The sequence below is a fragment of the Geodermatophilus sp. CPCC 205761 genome (assembly GCF_051383655.1).
Taxonomy (GTDB): domain Bacteria; phylum Actinomycetota; class Actinomycetes; order Mycobacteriales; family Geodermatophilaceae; genus Geodermatophilus.
The window spans coordinates 37135-52633 of the sequence record NZ_JALPKQ010000040.1 but is presented as its reverse complement, the minus strand read 5'-3'; the positions used below and the strand labels follow the sequence as shown (position 1 = coordinate 52633).

Sequence of the window (15499 nt, the reverse complement as noted above, 5' to 3'; positions counted from 1 at the left end):
CCGACTTCGCGCCGCGGGCGGCGGCCACCGGCGCGGTGGCGACCGGCGCCGGGACGACCGCGGCCGCGACCGGCGCACCCTCGACGGCGGGGGTGCCCGCCGCAGCCGGGGTGGTTGCCGCGGTGGGCGCCGTGGGCGTGGCGGCGGCACCGTGCAGGAGCAGCCACAAGCCCGCGGGCATCCCGGCCGCGGTCACGGTGGCGTCCTCGGGCGGGACGTCGTCCGTCGCCGGGGCGGCGTCGGGGGCGGTCTCGTCGGGCGCCTCGGACTCCCCGGCCGGGGAGCGGCCGGTGCGGCCCTGCCCGTCGGCGACGGCGTCGTCGAGCGCGGTGGCGAACTGCTCGCCACCGGCCGCCGGGCCGGTGCTCGCGGGCGTCGCCGGTGCGACCGCCGGCGCGGCCGGCATCACGGGACTGGTCATCGGTAGCTCTCCGCCTTGCTCATCACGGCGCGGACGTAGTTCTGGGTCTCGCTGTAGGGCGGGATGCCGTCGTACCGGCGCACCGTCCCGGGGCCCGCGTTGTAGGCGGCCAGGGCCAGCTCGGTCGAGCCGAACTGCTCGGTGAGCTGGCTCAGGTAGCGCGCGGCGCCGTCGACCGCCGAGGCCGGGTCGAGGGCGTTCACGCCCAGGCCCGCGGCCGTGGCGGGCATGAACTGCATGAGGCCCCGAGCGCCGGCGGAGGAGACCGCCGAGGCGTCGAAGCCGGACTCCTGCGAGGCGACGGCCGCCAGCAGCGCGGGGTCGACGCCGTGCTTCGCGCCGGCCGAGGTGAACAGGTTCGCGTAGGGGACGCCGGCCAGCGAGCCCGTCGCCGCGCTCGCGACGGGAGCCGACTGGGCCGGCAGCACCCGCCGGATGACCGTGGGGCTGCCGACGTCCTGCACCTTGACCGTCTCGCCGGCCTGCGGGGCGGCGATCATCTTGCCGTCGCCGATGTAGATGCCCACGTGGTCGATCCCCGGCCGGGAGGAGTGGTCGAAGAAGACCAGGTCACCCGGACGGGCCTGGGCCAGCGAGGCCACCGCGGTGCCGGCGGTCGCCTGCTGCGACGAGGTGCGGGGCAGCTCGACGCCGAGGTTGCCGTAGACCAGCTGGGTGAAGCCCGAGCAGTCCAGGCCGGTGGCGGGGTCGGTGCCGCCCCACTGGTAGGGCACGCCGAGGTACTTGCGGGCCTCGGCGACGACGGCGCTCTCCGAGGCGGTGCCCGCGGGAGCGGTCGCGGTGGCCGGCGCGGCGGTGGTGCCGGTCAGCCCCGCCGCGGCGGCGGCCGAGGCCCACGTCGACGACGAGGTGCGCGCGGTCGGGAGGAAGCGGGTCTGGATCTCGCTGATCCGGGCCTGCACGGCGATCAGTCCGTCCACGACACCTCCCCCGAGGGGGTGCGCCGGCTCGAGCGGCCGGTGACGAGGTCGTCCACGCTCCTCTCCTCGGCAGCCTGCTCGGCGATCCGCACCGTCTCGAGGTGTCGTTCTCGCAACCGCTCCAGCCCCTTGGTGCGCTGGGCGGCGGCGGTCCAGGAGGAACGGACCAGCTGGGCCTGCTCGGCGGAGGCGGTGGCCAGCGCGCGGGCGGCCGCGGCGTCCTCGGCCGCGACCCGGCCGAGCACCATCGCGGCGCGGAAGGCGCCCGAGGAGGTCGTGCCGGTCGGGACGATGGCGCCGACCGCCGCCTCCGCTGCGGTGGCCCGCGAATCGGCGTCGGCCGCGGCGCGGGCGGCCTCGGCGGCGGCGAGGGCGGCGGTGCGCTCCTGGGTACGGCGCAGCTCGAGGACCGGCTGGAGCCGGAAGGCCGCGTGCTTCACGCCACCTCCCGGCGCGGCTCAGCGAGCCGCGTCACGACCGGACGATGCGGTTCAGCCAGGCCCACGCCTCGGGGGCCGGGGTGAGCTCACCGGTGGACTGCTGCAGGAAGGACTCGATCGCCGGTGCCAGGTGCCGGGCGCGGTCGACCACGGGGTCGGCGCCGTCCTGGTAGGCGCCGATCTCGATGAGCTCCTTGACGTCGCGCAGCGCACCCATCAGCCGCCGGACCTCCCGCGCGTCGGCCATCTGCGCCGGCGGCACGACCGCGCCGGCGACCCGGGAGATCGACTCCAGGACGTCGATAGCGGGGAAGTGGCCGGTGGTGGCCAGCTTGCGGGTCAGCACGATGTGGCCGTCGAGGATGGACCGCGCGGTGTCGGCGATCGGCTCGTTGTGGTCGTCACCCTCGACCAGCACCGTGTAGAGGCCTGTGATCGACCCGGTGGTCGAGGTGCCGGCCTTCTCCAGCAGCCGCGGCATCATCGCGAAGACGCTCGGCGGGTAGCCGCGGGTCGCCGGGGGCTCGCCGGCCGAGAGCCCGACCTCGCGCTGGGCCATGGCGGTGCGGGTGATCGAGTCCATGAGCAGCAGCACGTCGCGGCCCTGGTCGCGGAAGCCCTCGGCGATGCGGGTGGCGACGAACGCCGCCTTGAGCCGCACCAGCGGGGGCTCGTCGGACGTGGCCACCACGACGACCGTGCGGGCCATGCCCTCGGGGCCGAGGTTCTCCTCGAGGAACTCCTTGACCTCGCGGCCACGCTCGCCGATGAGACCGATGACCCGGACGTCGGCGTCGGTGCCCCGGGTGATCTGGGACAGCAGCGTGGACTTGCCCACGCCGGAGCCGGCGAAGATGCCCAGCCGCTGACCCTTGCCGCAGGGGACGAGGGTGTCCAGCGCCCGGACGCCGAAGGTGAGCGGCTCGGCGACCCGGCTGCGGGAGAGCACGTGCGGCGTCTCGCTGGCCAGGTCGACGAACTCCAGGCCGGCGTCCAGCGGGGCGCCGCCGTCCACCGGCCGGCCCAACCCGTCGAGGACCCGGCCGAGCAGCGCTTCCCCGACCGGCACCTGCAGGGGCATGCCGGTGGCCCGCACGGGCGCACCGGAGTGGACGCCGGAGAGCTCGCCCAGCGGCATGCAGGTGAGCCGGTCGCGGGTGACCGCGACCACCTCGGCCAGCAGCCCGCGCGGACCGGGGTTGACCTCCACGAGGTCGCCGACGGCCGCGACGACGCCCTCGACGCTGAGGGTGAGCCCCATGGCGCCGACGACCTGCCCGGTCAGCTGCGGGCGGGCCGCCGCGCGGGCGCGGTCGAGCAGCCCCATCCCGGTCACGGGGCGAGCACCGCGCGCACGCGCTCGAGCGCCGTGCTCAGCTGGGCGTCCACCCGCGTGACACCGGTCTCGGCGACCGCGCCGGCCCGCTCGACCGACGGGTCGGCGACCACGCGCACGGTGCCGGGCAGCCCGGTCAGCGCGTCGGCCGGGATCTCGGCGAGGTCGTCGGGGTGCAGCCGGACGACGGTGGGTGCGTCGGCCGGGCAGAGCGTCAGCGCCCGGCGGACGGCGTCCATCGTGGGGGAGTCGGCCAGGGCGAGCTCGCGGCAGAGGAGGTCCTCGACCAGCGTGAGCACGATCGAGATCACCGAGTCGCGGACGTCCTCGGCGACCGGCAGCGTGGCCTGCTCGAGCTGGGTGACGGCCGAGCCGAGCGCCGCGGTGGCCGAGACCAGCCGCCGCTCCCAGCGCGCCTGCACCTCGGCCAGGCGCGCCTCGGCGGCCCGCTCGGCCTCGGCGACGACGTCGGCGGCGGCCACCAGGCCCTCGGCGTGCCCGGCTGCGTAGCCCTCGCGGTGCGCGTGCTCGCGCAGCCGGGCCAGCTCCTCGGCGTACACGTCGCCGAGCCGGAACGAGGGCCGGTTGGCCGGCACCGGCATGTCGGCGGCGCGGCGGATCGACGTCCGCCGCTCGACGACCGGCTGGTCGGCCGCCCGCGGCCCGGGGACGGCGGCGCGGTAGGGCGCCGCCGCCTCGGCGGACGCGCCGCGCAGCAGCGCGGACACCCGCCGGGGGGCGGCGTCGGGCGGTCTCCTCGCCGATCGGCCGTCGTCAGGCGACGAACTCATCGTCGCCCCCACGCGAGATGGTCAGCGCGCCCTGCTCCTCGAGCGTGCGGATGACGCTGACGACCTTGCCCTGGGCCTCCTCGACCGTCCGCGTGCGGACCGGGCCGAGCAGCTCGATCTCCTCGGCGAGGTTCTCCGCGGCACGCTCGGAGAGGTTCCGGACCACCTTGTCGCGCACGTCGGGGCGCACGCCCTTGAGCGCGGTCGCCAGGTCGTTGGCCTCGACCTCGCGCAGCACCAGCTGCAGCGAGCGGTCGTCGATGGTGACGATGTCCTCGAAGACGAACATCTGCGAGCGGACCTGGTCGGCCAGCTCCGGGTCGGTGTTGTCCAGCCACTCGAGGATGGAGCGCTCGGTCGGCCGCGGGGAGCGGTTGATGATCTCGACCAGGGTCTCGACACCACCGACGGTGCTCATGTCCTGGTGCGCCAGCAGCGAGCCCATGCGGCGGCCCAGCTCCTCCTCGACCAGCCGGACCATCTCCGGGGAGGTGCGGTCCATCGTGGCGATGCGGTGCGCGACCAGCGCCTGCTGCTCCGGGCCGAAGCCGGAGAGCACCTCGGCCGACTGGGCGGCCGTGAGGTGGGCCAGCACGAGCGCGATGACCTGCGGGTGCTCGTCCTTGAGGAACGTCACCAGCTGCCGGACGTCGGCGTTGCGCAGCGAGGAGAACGGCACCTCGGAGTAGACGACGTTCAGCCGGGACAGGATGCCCTCGGCCTTGTCCTCGCCGAGACCGGCGGCCAGGATCTCGCGGGCGAAGTCGATGCCGCCGCGCCCCACGAACCGCTGCGCGGACATGAGGTGGTGGAACTCCTCCAGCACGCCGTCCACGTCGTCGGGTTCGACGGTGCCCAGCCTCATGAGCTCGCGGGTGATCTGCTCGACCTCCCGCGGGCGCATCTGGGCCAGCAGGGCACCGGCCTCCTCCCGGCTGAGCTGGGCGATGAACACCGCGGCCTTGCGGAGGCCGGGCATGGCGGGCCGCTGCCGGATCGCCGGCAGGACGGCGGTCTGCGCGGTCGGGGAGATCCCGACCATCTGCTCCACGCTCGCGAGCGTCATGACTTGGCTCCGCTCTCGGTGAGCCAGCCGCGCAGCATGGCGGCGACCTCGTCGGGCTTCTCACTGACCATCGTGGCGATCTCCCCGCGCACCCGCTGCCGCTCGGCGGCCTCGAGCTCGGCCTGGACGTTGTCGACCTGGATCTCCCGGGTGCTCTCGATCCGGATGCGGTCGAGCTCGGCCATGACGTCCTCGGGCAGCTCGAGCGCCTCGTAGTCGTCCTCGTCCTCCCCGCGGCGGCGCGAGCGCAGCCAGACGACGAGGACGAGCAGCGCGATGCCGAGGGCGATGCCGCCGGTCTTGATCATCGACCAGAGCTGCTCCTGCTGCTCCGCCTCGCGGGCGGCCTCCAGCTCGGCGGCCGCCTGGTCGGCGGCGGTCGTGTCGAAGGCCATGGCGGCGACGGTGATGTCGTCGCCGCGGGCCACGTCGAGGCCGACAGCGTTGCCGATCAGGTCCTGCACCTGGCCCTGGTTGAGGTTGCCGGCCACGGCCTGGTCCATGACCACCGAGACGGTGAGCCGGTTGATCGCACCGGGCGCGCCCTGGACGGTCTCGACGGTCTCCCCGACGGCGTTGTTCGAGGTCGTGGACTCCTTGTTGTACGTGGAGTCCCCGGTGCCCCCCGCGTCGGTCTGGTTCTCCGGCCCGAGGACGCCGCCGACGGCGGCACCGGTGCCGGTGTAGTCCTCGGTGCTGGTGCTCTCCGAGATGGGCGGGGTGCCCTCCTGGTAGGTGTAGGTCGTCGACGTCGTGTCGCGCTGCGACAGGTCGAGGTCGGCGCGCACGGACACCTGGGCGCGGCCGGGGCCGAGGACCCGGTCGAGGATCACCTGGGCGTTGGCGGCCAGCCGGTCCTCGTACTCCTGCTCCAGCTGTGAGCGGGCATCGCCGGCGGCGGCGGTCACGCCCTGGCCGGGGGCCGACAGGACCTTGCCGGTGGAGTCGGCCACGGTGACCTGCTCGGCGTCCATGTCCTGGACGCTCGACGAGACGAGGTTGGTGACCGCCTGCACCTGCTCACCGGAGAGCGTCGTGCCGGGCGCCAGGTCGAGCAGCACCGACGCGGTCGGCTCGGACTCGTCGCTGACGAAGACCTCGTCCTCCGGCAGCGCCACGTGGACGACGGCCGAGCGGACCCCCTCGAGCGACTCCAGCGTCTTGGCGAGCTCGCCCTCGATGGCGCGCTGGTACTGCACCTGCTGCTGGAACTCGCTGGTGGTGATGCCCGACTCCTCGAGCAGCGCGTAGCCGGTCTCGGAGCCGGCGGGCAGGCCCTTGCCGCTCATCGAGAGGCGCAGGTCGTAGACCTGGTCGTTGGCGACCATGATCGTCCCGCCACCGTCGGCGAGCTCGTAGGCGACGCCGGCCGCGTTGAGCTCGTCGACGATCGCCGAGGCGTCGGTCGACGCGAGGTTGGAGAACAGCGGTGCCATCGTCGGGGCGGTGCTCCACCGGACGAAGAAGAACCCGCCGAGGAGCAGCCCGACGGCCAGCAGGCCGATGACGACCTTCTGACCGAGGCTGATCGTGGACAGCGTGGAGCGGATGCGCTCCAGCGGCCCGGCGAGGGCGGCAGGCATCAGACCGGCATCCTCATGATCTCGGTGAAGGCCTCAACGGCCTTGTTCTTGAGGGTCACGACCATCTCGGTGGCGAGCTTCGCCTCGTTCGCCGCGATCATGTAGTCGTGCACGTCGCGCAGGTCGCCGGTGGCGGCCTGGGTGGCCAGGTCGTCGGAGGCCGACTGGGTGGCCTGCAGCTCGTCGAACGACGACGCCAGCACCGAGGCGAAGTCGCCGGAGGCCGGCGACGTCGCCGCGGTGCCGGCTGCCGCGTCGGCCGCGCTGACACCGAAGGTCGGCAGCGTGGGCAGCGCGGCGGAGATGCCGCCGATGGGGGAGGTCATGGGGATCAGCCCTTCCCGAGCTGGAGAGCGGCCTGGTACGCGTTCGTCGCGCGCTCGACCACGGCGAGGTTCGCCTGGTAGCCGCGCTGGGCCATGAGGAGGTTGGTCATCTGCTCCCCGAGGTCGATGTCGGGGTAGCGGACGTAGCCCTCCGCGTCGGCCAGGGGGTGGTCGGGCTGGTGGACCAGCCGGCCCTCGGCGCTGCCGAGCTCCGCACTGGCGACGCGGACGCCGCCCTCGCCGGAGCCGTAGTCCACGGCCTGGGCGACGACGAGGCGCTCCTGGAAGGCGGCCTCGTCGGTGCTGGTGACCGTGTTGATGTTCGAGATGTTGTCCGAGACGGCGTCGAGCCACTTGCGGTGCGCGAGCAGGCCGGAGCCGGAGATGTTGAGGCTGTCGAACACCGCGTCACGCCGTCCGCAGGGCCGTGCGCATGACGGTGTACTTGCCGTCGAGCGCGTTGAGGGCCAGTTGGTAGCGCAGTCCGGTCTCGGTCGCGATCACCGTCTCGGCGTCGAGGTTGACGTTGTTGCCGTTGGTGTTCGTCGGCTCGAGCGAGCGGGCGGTGGTGCCGCCGGTGACGACCGGCGTCTGGCCGCTGGACAGGGCGCCGCGCAGACCCGACTCGAAGTCGACCCGGCCGGCCAGGAAGCCGGGCGTGTTGATGTTCGAGATGTTGTCGGCGGTGACGCGCTGCCGCGAGGCCAGGCCGGCCAGGGCGGCGTGCAGGGTCGTCGAGGTGACGTCGCCGATCATCGGACGGTGGTGCGGGCAGGGCGGCAGGACACGATCGGCCTCCGGGTACGCAGGAGACACTCGCGAGCGAGTGAGGGGTCCGCCGATCCGTGGCGAGGGCTGTGCTGTCCGTGCTCACCCCTCATCGGCGCCCCCGGCGGTCCCCGTGACCGATCTCGGGCACTCGGGTGACGGCAGGGGCGGGAGGGGACCGGCGGGGCGGGACGTGCGGATGTGACAGGTGGGGGCCGCGAGGGCGCCCGGCGTCGGGGCTGGTGCGGATGGGGTCGGTGAGCCCGCGTCTGCCCCTCGACCGGGTGTCGCGCGGGGGCCCCGGCACGCCGAGGGGTGACGCTCAGGGGGAGTCACGTTCGCCGCGGGCGCCCTGCGGGTGCGGCGGCGAACCGGGAGGGACCGGGCCGCGACGGCCGGGTCGGGAGGAAGAGCCCCGTTTGAGCATCAAGTTCGTGAAGCGCGTGACGTTCCTCTGTCCCGCCCTGCTGACGGGCGGCCCGGAGGCCGTCCACCAGGCCGCCCAGGTGCTCAACCAGGAGGGTCTGCCGGCCGACATCGCGTACTACGGCGCGGGCGGCGGCCTGCGCATCGACGGCAGCCGGCTGGAGGTCACGCCGCCGGCGGAGAACCCGTGCCTCACCGAGTTCGCCCACTACGAGCCGGTGGTCTGCCGGCAGGCGCTGCTCCGCCGCCACCACCTGGTGGTGCTGCCGGAGGTGCTGGCCGTCCAGGCCGCGTCGATCCCGGGTGCGAGCGTGGCCGTCTGGTGGCTGTCGGTCGACAACGGACTGCTCGGTGTCGGGGAGGCGGCCCGCCGGTCGCTGTTCGCCGACCGCTCGGTGCGGCACTTCCACCAGAGCGCGTACGCCGAGGACTTCCTGCGCGGCGTCGGCATCCCGGCCAGCTACCCGCTGGGCGACTTCACCGACCCGCGGTTCACCGCCGTGCCGTCCACGGGACCGAACCCGGAGCCGGCGGTGGCCTACAACCCGGCCAAGGGCGCCGATCTCGCGGCGGCGTTCTTCGGGGGCAGCCCCGGGCTGCGGGCGGCGCCCATCCAGGGCATGTCCAAGCCGCAGATCGTCGACCTGCTCGGCTCGACCATGGTGTACGTCGACTTCGGTCATCTGCCCGGCAAGGACCGCCTCCCGCGGGAGGCCGCGGCCAGCGGGGCCGTCGTCTTCGTGCGGCGGCTCGGGGCCGGCCGGTTCGCCGGGGACTTCCCCGTGCCCGACTTCTTCCGGTTCGACGAGGCGGACGTGCACTCCGGCGAGCTGGCGCGGCGGGTCGCCGCCGTGCAGGTCGAACCGGGGCGGTTCTGGGCGGAGCAGGAGCCCTTCCGGGCGCGGATCAGCGGCGAGCGCGAGGAGCTGCGCGAGCAGGTGCGCCGGCTCCGGGGACAGCGGCAGGCTGCCTGACGCGCGGAGGCCGGCCCGGCGGTGCGCCGGGCCGGCCTCAGAGTGCGCGGTCGAAGAACGAGGCCGCCGGGCGGGCCGGGGCGTAGGTCATGCGGGCCGCGACGTCCCGCTGCTTGCGGGACTGGATGATGGCCTCGACCAGTGCCTCGGCGACGGCCAGCTGGTGCTGGAGCAGGCGGGCGGCGCGCTCCCGCAGGTCGGCCGGGACGGGGCCGAGCCCGGTGGGCGGGACCCAGTCCTGGACCCGCCGTCCCCAGGCCTCGACCTCGTCGGCGCGGTCGGTGTCCATGCTCGCCTCGGCGGCGAGCACCTCGCCCTCGAGGTCGTCGAGGACGGTCGCCCACTCGGCCGACGGGACCGCGTCCGCGCCGGGGGAGGGACGGTCGGTGGTCATGCCGGGGTGGCGGCGAGCGAGGCGGCGGCCTGCCGCCAGGCGTCGCGGAGCGGCTCGACGACCTGCAGGCAGGAGGCCACCCGGTTGCGGTCGCCCTTGACGTTGGCCTGCACGAGCTCGCCGATCAGCCAGGTGTAGAGAGCGGCCAGCCGGGGCCCGCCCTCCCACGCCTCGACCTGCAGGCTGCTGCGCAGCTCGAGCACGATCTCCTGCGCGTGCTGCAGCTGCTCACTCGCCTGCTCGCGGTCACCGCCGGCGAGGGCGCTGCCGGCGCGCTCGAGGTCCAGGGCGAGCCGGTCGTAGAGCATGACCAGCAACCGCTGCGGGGAGGACGTCGTGACGGTGTCGCCCATGTAGCGGGCGCGGAGCGAGGCAGTGCTCATGGGGTGCGGGTCTCCAGGGTCAACGTCGGGGGAGCGGCGTCGGTGGGGGACGTCGGGGGGCTCAGGAGGCTCAGGAGGAGGACCAGGTCGGCAGGCCGGCGAGCTGGCCGGCCAGCCAGCTCGACTGGTTCTGCAGCGTGCCGAGAGCGGTCTCCATCGCGGTGAACTGGCGGGTGAGGGTCTCCTTGCGGAGTGCCAGCCGGGTGTCCCAGTCGGCGATGCGCGCCTCGAGGTCCTTCGCGCTGGCGTCGCTGCTCTTGGCCAGCAGGGTCAGCGTGCCGGTCGTGCCGTCCGACGCGGACTTGGCCAGCGCCTCGATCTTCGCGGCCAGGCCCACCGGCTCGGCGCTGGTCCCCGTGCCGGACGTCGCCGTCAGGAAGTCGCGGGTGCCGGCGGGGTCCTCGGCGAGCGCGGCGAGGAACGCGGCCTTGTCGAACTTGAGCTTGCCGTCCTTGGTGAGCTGGATCCCGTAGGTGGCGGCGGATTCGCCGCCGATGCCGCCGGAGACGACGTCGAGGACCCGGCCGGACAGGGTGCGCAGCGTGCTGTCGCCCTTCAGCGTCGCGGTGGTGCTGTCCTTGGCGGTGTAGTCCGTGACGACCTGCAGCGCGTTGTTGGCCGCGTCGACCAGTGCCTGCACCTTGGCGGCGGTGGCGTCGGCGTCGCGGGCCACCGCGACCGTGGCGGTCTCGCCGGCCTTGGCCACGGTGATCGTGGTGTCGGAGAGCAGGCCGGAGAAGGTGTTGCTCGACGAGCTGACGGTGTAGGCACCGGTGCCGGAGCCGATCGTCAGCTGCGCGTTGGTGCCCTTGGTGAGCTCGGTGAAGCCGGGGCCGCTGGTCACCTCGAAGACGCCGGCGGTGCCGGCGGTCTTGGTGCTCAACTGCATGCGGTACTGGCCCTCGGCGACCTGGACGACGGTGGCGGTGAGCCCGAGCTCGGTCTTGGCGTTGATCGCGGCGGCCGCCTCGGTCAGCGTCGCCGTGCCGCCGCCGTCGGTGTCGAGGGCGATCGAGGTGGTCGTGCTGCCGACCTTGATGTCGATCGAGGTGGCGCCGAAGTCGGTGTCGGCGGCGGCGGTCTTGCCGGCCGGAGCGGTGAACACGGCGGCGCTGCGCAGCGCGTGCGAGGTCGCGAGCGTGTCGACCGTGAAGGTGAGCGACCCGGCGAGCGCGCCGGCGCCGGCGGTCGCCGTCACCGTGCCGTTGGAGCTGCTGGCCCTCGCGGCGGTCCAGGTCGCGTCACTGGAGAAGGCCGCGGCCGCGCTGCTCAGCGAGTCGAACCGGAGGTTGACCGCGCGGTAGCCGCTGGCGTCGCTGTTGGTGGCGACGAGCTTGTTCTTCAGGAGGGTCTGCGGGTTGGCCTCGACCTGCATCAGCTGGCTGATGAGGGAGGCGGTGTCCATGCCCGAGATCAGGCCGACGCTCAAGCTCATGCCGGCCATACCGGGACCTCCTGGTCGTTGGGGTGCAGTGGTGCGGTGAGGGGGGAGGCCCGCAGGCCTCCCCCCTCACCAGGTGGAGCTGGGGGGATCAGCCCAGGAGACGCAGGATGCCCTGCGGAGCCTGGTTGGCCTGGGCCAGCATGGCGGTGCCGGCCTGGGTCAGGATCTGGGTCCGGGTGAAGTTGGTCATCTCCTGGGCCATGTCCGTGTCGCGGATCCGGCTCTCCGACGCCGAGAGGTTCTCGACGGCGACGTTCAGGTTGCTGATGGTGTGCTCGAACCGGTTCTGGATGGCACCCAGGTCGGCCCGCGTGTTCGACACCGTCTTGATCGCCGCGTCGATCTTCTTGAGGCCCTCGCTCGCACCCGTGGACTGGGTGAAGGTGAGCTGCGCCTTCGCCAGGTTCTCCGTGGTGGCGTTGGCTCCCGGGTTGTTGCCGGTGATGACCAGCTGGCCACCGGTGACCGCCGCCTGGATGTTGGCGGCACCGAAGGCGTTGTCGAGCGCGGTGTTCAGGGTGGCGAGACGGGTGGAGGCGCTGTCGCTGTCGCCGTAGACGACCGACGACAGGTCGAGGGTCTTGCCGTCCTTCGTGATCGACCCGTTCAGCTTGGCGAAGTCCTCGGCCAGGGCCGGGTTCGCGGTACCGGAGGCGATCGTGATGGTGGACGCGCTTCCGGCAGCCGAGGCGGTGGCGGCGGCGACGACGGTGGCGGAGATGCCGGCGGCCGAGGCCGTGACGTCCACGCCGTCGACGCTGAGGCCGGTGGCGCTCATCGCGGTGCCGACCTTGACCTTGATGGACTCGCCGACGTTGGCGCCGACCTGGAAGCTGCCGTCGTAGTTGCCGTCGAGCAGCTTCGTGCCGTTGAAGGTCGTCGTGTCGGCGATGCGGGTCAGCTCGTTCTTGAGCTGGCCGATCTCCGACTGGATGTTCTTCTTGGCGTCGTCGTTGAGCCCACCGCCGTTGCTGGCCTGGACGGTCAGGTCGCGCATGCGCTGCAGGATCTTGTGCGTCTCGGTGAGCGCACCTTCAGCGGTCTGCACGACCGAGACGCCGTCCTGGGTGTTGCGGACGGCGACCTTGAGGCCACCGATCTGCGAGCGCAGGCCCTCGGAGATGGCCAGACCCGCGGCGTCGTCCGCCGCACGGTTGATGCGGAAGCCGGAGGAGAGCTTCTCCAGCGACTTGCTCATCTGCCCGTCGGTGATCGACAGGTTGCGGTACGAGTTCATCGCCGCGATGTTGTTGTTGACGCTGAGACCCATGGTGTTCCTCCTTGGAAGGGGTCTGGTTCATTTCCCGCTGCATCCGTGCTGCGGGGCCCTACGGGGTTCTCTACGGCCGGGTGCGCACCGGACTTGAGGCGAACCGCGAGGAATTCCGGCGGTTCTCACCCGTCCGTGCCGCTCGCCTCCTCGAGGTGGGGTCAGGCGTACCTGCGCCGGCTGCTCGCCCGGTGGTCCAGCGCCCGCTGCCAGGCGGCCACCCAGCGCTCGGCGGTGTGCTCGGTCAGGTGCCCGGCCAGCACGGCCTCGCGGTTCGCGATCGCCTGCTCGCGGCGCCGGTCGGCGTCGTCGATGGCGGTGGTGAGGGCCTTGGCCCAGTCCTTGGCGTTGCGGGCGCGCCGGCCCAGCCCCAGCCGCTCGTACTCGGGGCTGGGGGAGCGGGCGAACCAGACGCCGCGCGCGGCGTACTCGATGGCCTTCAGCCAGCTCTTGGAGGTGTTGAACCGGTCGATCCGCAGGGGCGCGATCCCGATGTCGAACAGCTCGCCGACGGCGGTGCTGTACTCGTCGACGCCGTCCACCCACGGCAGCTCGCCGGGTGCCTCGGAGAGCCCGAGCCGCTTCTGCACGTCCCACGCCCCACCGATGACGGTGAAGCGGCTGCGACCCCGGGTGCGGTCCAGGGCCTGCTGCAGGCCCGATCCCACCTCCTGCAGGTCGTACGGGTGGGTCACCACGCTGCCGGTCCAGCCCACCGTCACCACCTCGGGCCGGCGCTCGCAGGCCGGCGGCAGCTCGGCGATCCGCCGCGGGACGGCGTTGGGGACGACGGCACCGCGCCCGTGCGGGGCGTACTCGGCCAGCAGCGCCGGTGTCGTCGTCGTCACCAGGTCGGCCTCGCGGGCGCACTCGGCGGCGCGACGGCCCATGCCCTTGCGGACCAGCGCCTCGTGGCCGAGGTGTCCGTAGGGGACGGCGGAGAGCAGGTCGTCCATCTCGACGACGACGGCGACGCCCTGGTCCTGCAGGACGCGGATCGTCTGCAGCATCGCGACCGTCTTGGGCAGCTGCAGCACCACGACGTCGGCACCGCGGGCGTCGGCGTCGTAGACCTCGCCCTCACCGCCGTCGGGGTCCGGGCGCACCATCGTCTCGATGCCGCGAGTCGTCTCGATCTCGACGCCGAGTCCGGCCTCGCGGATGGCGCGGATGGGCTCGCGGACGCGGTAGTAGTCCTGGGCGTCCTGCCCGGCGTGCATGACCAGCACCTTCATGGATGGTCTGACCTTCCCGAGGCGGCTGCCTCGACGTCGCTGGGATGGCGGTGGGGCCCGGCTCAGGCCGGTCGGGCCGCCCGGTAGCGGTCGCCGACGGCCCGCATGTCGCGGGGGTGGGGGAGGGGCGGGGCGTTGCGGCCGGCGACGCGGTCGACGTAGGAGCGTTGCTGGTTGCGGGCGCGCACCCCGCCGTCGGCCGGGACCGCCTTGCCCTCCCACACCTCGCTCATGGCGGCGTGCAGCAGGGTGAGCGCGCGGGCCCGCATCTGGGAGACGCGGGAGAGGGTGACGCCGAGGTCGGCGGCGATGTCGGTGAGCGACTCCCCGCCGAAGAAGTTGCGCTCGACGACCTCGTCGAGCCGGTCGGGCAGCGCCCGGATCGCATCCTGCAGGTACCGGGACCGCTCGCTGCGCAGCAGCGCCCGCTCCGGGGACTCCCCGGTGTCGGGCAGGTCGAGGCTGGTGCCGTCGGGCCCGGAGTCGGCGTCGATGCTCACCATCACCGCGCGGTGGACGTCGACCTGCAGCGACTCCAGCTCGCTGCGCGGGACGCCCAGGCTGGCCGCGAGCTCCTCGCGCGTCGGGGGGCGACCGAGCGACATGGCCAGGGCGTCGGCCGCGGCGTCGGTGCGCCGGGCGGCGGCCCGGACGCTCCGGCTGGCCCAGTCGCCCGAGCGCAGCTCGTCGAGGACGGCGCCCTGGAGGCGGGCCAGGGCGTAGGTGGCGAACGAGGCCCCCGCCTCGGGATCGAACCGGCGCGCCACCTCGACCAGCGCCACCTTCGCGCAGGACACGAGGTCCTCGCGGCTGACGTGGCTGGGTAGCGAGATGCGGGAGGCCACTGCGTTGACGGCGAACGCGGCGAGCGGCAGGTGCTCGGTCACGAGGGCGTCGACGTCCCTGCCCGGCACGCCGCGCACGGGGGGCCGGGGGGCCGGGTTCCGCTCGGTCGCCGGGGCACTCGATGGTGTCACGCCTCCTTCCTCGGCAGCCCGGAGCCCGGACGGGACCTACCCCGTCGGCACGTTCTCGCCCCGACTTGAGTGCCTCGGCTTGAGGCCTCCCTCCGGGGTGCCGATGGCAGGAGCAAGAACCCGCTGGCAGCTCCGACGTCTGCCACGGGGAGAAGACGGAAGGACGGTGACGGGCGTGGACTACCAGCACCTGTCGACGTTGCTGTGGCGGGAGCAGGAGCTGCTCGACCTGCTCCTGTTCAAGGCCGAGGAGAAGCAGTACCTCATCGTCACGGGCAAGACCCGCTGGCTGGCGCGCATCGCGCACGAGATCGAGGTCGTCCTCGACCAGCTGCGCACCCTCGAGGTGGAGCGCGCCGCCGTGACCGAGGTGCTCGCCGCGGGTCTCGGGGTGGGTGCCAATCCGTCACTGCGAAAGCTCGCCGAGGCCGCGCCCGCACCGTGGAACGACCTCTACGCCAAGCACCACGAGGCGCTGCTGGTCCTGGTCACCGAGCTCCGCGGCCTCTCGGACGCCAACCGCGAGCTGATCGAGGGTGGGCTGGCCGCCATCGGCGAGGCGCTGCTGTCGGTGAAGTCCCCGTCGGCCGGCACCTACGGCGCCACCGGCCGGACGACGGCGCGGTCCGCCCGCGCGGTCACGCTGGACGGCGCACTGTGAGCGAGCGTGCGAGCTCACAGGTTGAGCACAGCGGGCTGCGAACGCAGACGACGAGCGCCAGCG

At 73.4% G+C, this 15499-nt stretch carries 17 protein-coding genes and 1 pseudogene; 2 read left to right on the top strand and 16 right to left on the bottom strand.

Going from position 1 to position 15499, the window contains the following annotated elements:
• From MY526_RS20790 to flgB, 10 genes and pseudogenes are all read right to left on the bottom strand, one after another.
• Positions 1–421: pseudogene (locus MY526_RS20790) on the bottom strand (hypothetical protein); the annotation flags it as partial.
• Complete coding sequence (locus MY526_RS20785) at positions 418–1362, bottom strand: transglycosylase SLT domain-containing protein (RefSeq protein WP_436695551.1); 945 nt, start codon at positions 1360–1362, stop codon at positions 418–420. The gene MY526_RS20785 and the pseudogene MY526_RS20790, both read right to left, overlap by 4 nt.
• Positions 1350–1802, bottom strand: a complete 453-nt coding sequence (locus MY526_RS20780) for a flagellar export protein FliJ (RefSeq protein ID WP_436704971.1) — start codon at positions 1800–1802, stop codon at positions 1350–1352. The genes MY526_RS20785 and MY526_RS20780 overlap by 13 nt, the downstream gene beginning before the upstream one ends.
• A gap of 31 nt (positions 1803–1833) precedes the next feature.
• Positions 1834–3129, bottom strand: a complete 1296-nt coding sequence (locus MY526_RS20775; RefSeq protein WP_436704972.1) for a FliI/YscN family ATPase — start codon at positions 3127–3129, stop codon at positions 1834–1836.
• 5 nt (positions 3130–3134) lie between these two features.
• Positions 3135–3929 (bottom strand): FliH/SctL family protein, encoded by a 795-nt coding sequence (locus MY526_RS20770; RefSeq protein WP_436704970.1) that lies wholly within the window; start codon positions 3927–3929, stop codon positions 3135–3137.
• Positions 3913–4995, bottom strand: coding sequence for a flagellar motor switch protein FliG (gene fliG, locus MY526_RS20765; RefSeq protein WP_436695548.1), 1083 nt, complete (start codon positions 4993–4995; stop codon positions 3913–3915). Before fliG ends, MY526_RS20770 begins: the two co-directional genes overlap by 17 nt.
• On the bottom strand, positions 4992–6578 hold the full coding sequence (gene fliF / locus MY526_RS20760) for a flagellar basal-body MS-ring/collar protein FliF (RefSeq protein WP_436695547.1): 1587 nt from the start codon (positions 6576–6578) through the stop codon (positions 4992–4994). Before fliF ends, fliG begins: the two co-directional genes overlap by 4 nt.
• The gene (gene fliE / locus MY526_RS20755) at positions 6578–6904 is read right to left on the bottom strand and encodes a flagellar hook-basal body complex protein FliE (RefSeq protein ID WP_436695546.1); all 327 of its coding nucleotides are present in this window, start codon (positions 6902–6904) and stop codon (positions 6578–6580) included. Before fliE ends, fliF begins: the two co-directional genes overlap by 1 nt.
• 5 nt (positions 6905–6909) lie before the next feature.
• Entirely contained in the window at positions 6910–7308 is a 399-nt protein-coding gene (gene flgC, locus MY526_RS20750) for a flagellar basal body rod protein FlgC (RefSeq protein ID WP_436695545.1), read from the bottom strand.
• Positions 7309–7312: 4 nt separating this feature from the next.
• Positions 7313–7660: a flagellar basal body rod protein FlgB gene (flgB, locus tag MY526_RS20745; RefSeq protein ID WP_436695544.1), complete on the bottom strand. Its 348-nt coding sequence runs from the start codon at positions 7658–7660 to the stop codon at positions 7313–7315.
• Positions 7661–8091: 431 nt separating this feature from the next.
• Here flgB and MY526_RS20740 point away from each other — a divergent pair, with 431 nt between their 5' ends.
• On the top strand, positions 8092–9072 hold the full coding sequence (locus tag MY526_RS20740; RefSeq protein ID WP_436704969.1) for a hypothetical protein: 981 nt from the start codon (positions 8092–8094) through the stop codon (positions 9070–9072).
• 37 nt (positions 9073–9109) lie between these two features.
• Here the strand turns inward: MY526_RS20740 and MY526_RS20735 are convergent, their stop codons facing one another.
• From MY526_RS20735 to MY526_RS20710, 6 genes are all read right to left on the bottom strand, one after another.
• The gene (locus MY526_RS20735; RefSeq protein ID WP_436695542.1) at positions 9110–9466 is read right to left on the bottom strand and encodes a hypothetical protein; all 357 of its coding nucleotides are present in this window, start codon (positions 9464–9466) and stop codon (positions 9110–9112) included.
• Positions 9463–9849, bottom strand: coding sequence for a flagellar export chaperone FliS (gene fliS, locus MY526_RS20730; protein WP_436695541.1), 387 nt, complete (start codon positions 9847–9849; stop codon positions 9463–9465). Before fliS ends, MY526_RS20735 begins: the two co-directional genes overlap by 4 nt.
• 70 nt (positions 9850–9919) lie before the next feature.
• On the bottom strand, positions 9920–11284 hold the full coding sequence (fliD, locus tag MY526_RS20725) for a flagellar filament capping protein FliD (RefSeq protein WP_436704968.1): 1365 nt from the start codon (positions 11282–11284) through the stop codon (positions 9920–9922).
• A gap of 97 nt (positions 11285–11381) precedes the next feature.
• Positions 11382–12563, bottom strand: coding sequence for a flagellin (locus tag MY526_RS20720; RefSeq protein WP_436695539.1), 1182 nt, complete (start codon positions 12561–12563; stop codon positions 11382–11384).
• 161 nt (positions 12564–12724) lie between these two features.
• On the bottom strand, positions 12725–13798 hold the full coding sequence (locus MY526_RS20715; protein ID WP_436695538.1) for a hypothetical protein: 1074 nt from the start codon (positions 13796–13798) through the stop codon (positions 12725–12727).
• 62 nt (positions 13799–13860) lie between these two features.
• Positions 13861–14775, bottom strand: coding sequence for a sigma-70 family RNA polymerase sigma factor (locus MY526_RS20710; protein ID WP_436695537.1), 915 nt, complete (start codon positions 14773–14775; stop codon positions 13861–13863).
• Between the two features lie 175 nt (positions 14776–14950).
• Between MY526_RS20710 and MY526_RS20705 the strand changes: the two genes are divergently transcribed.
• The gene (locus tag MY526_RS20705) at positions 14951–15436 is read left to right on the top strand and encodes a flagellar protein FlgN (protein ID WP_436695536.1); all 486 of its coding nucleotides are present in this window, start codon (positions 14951–14953) and stop codon (positions 15434–15436) included.
• Positions 15437–15499 lie beyond the last annotated feature (63 nt).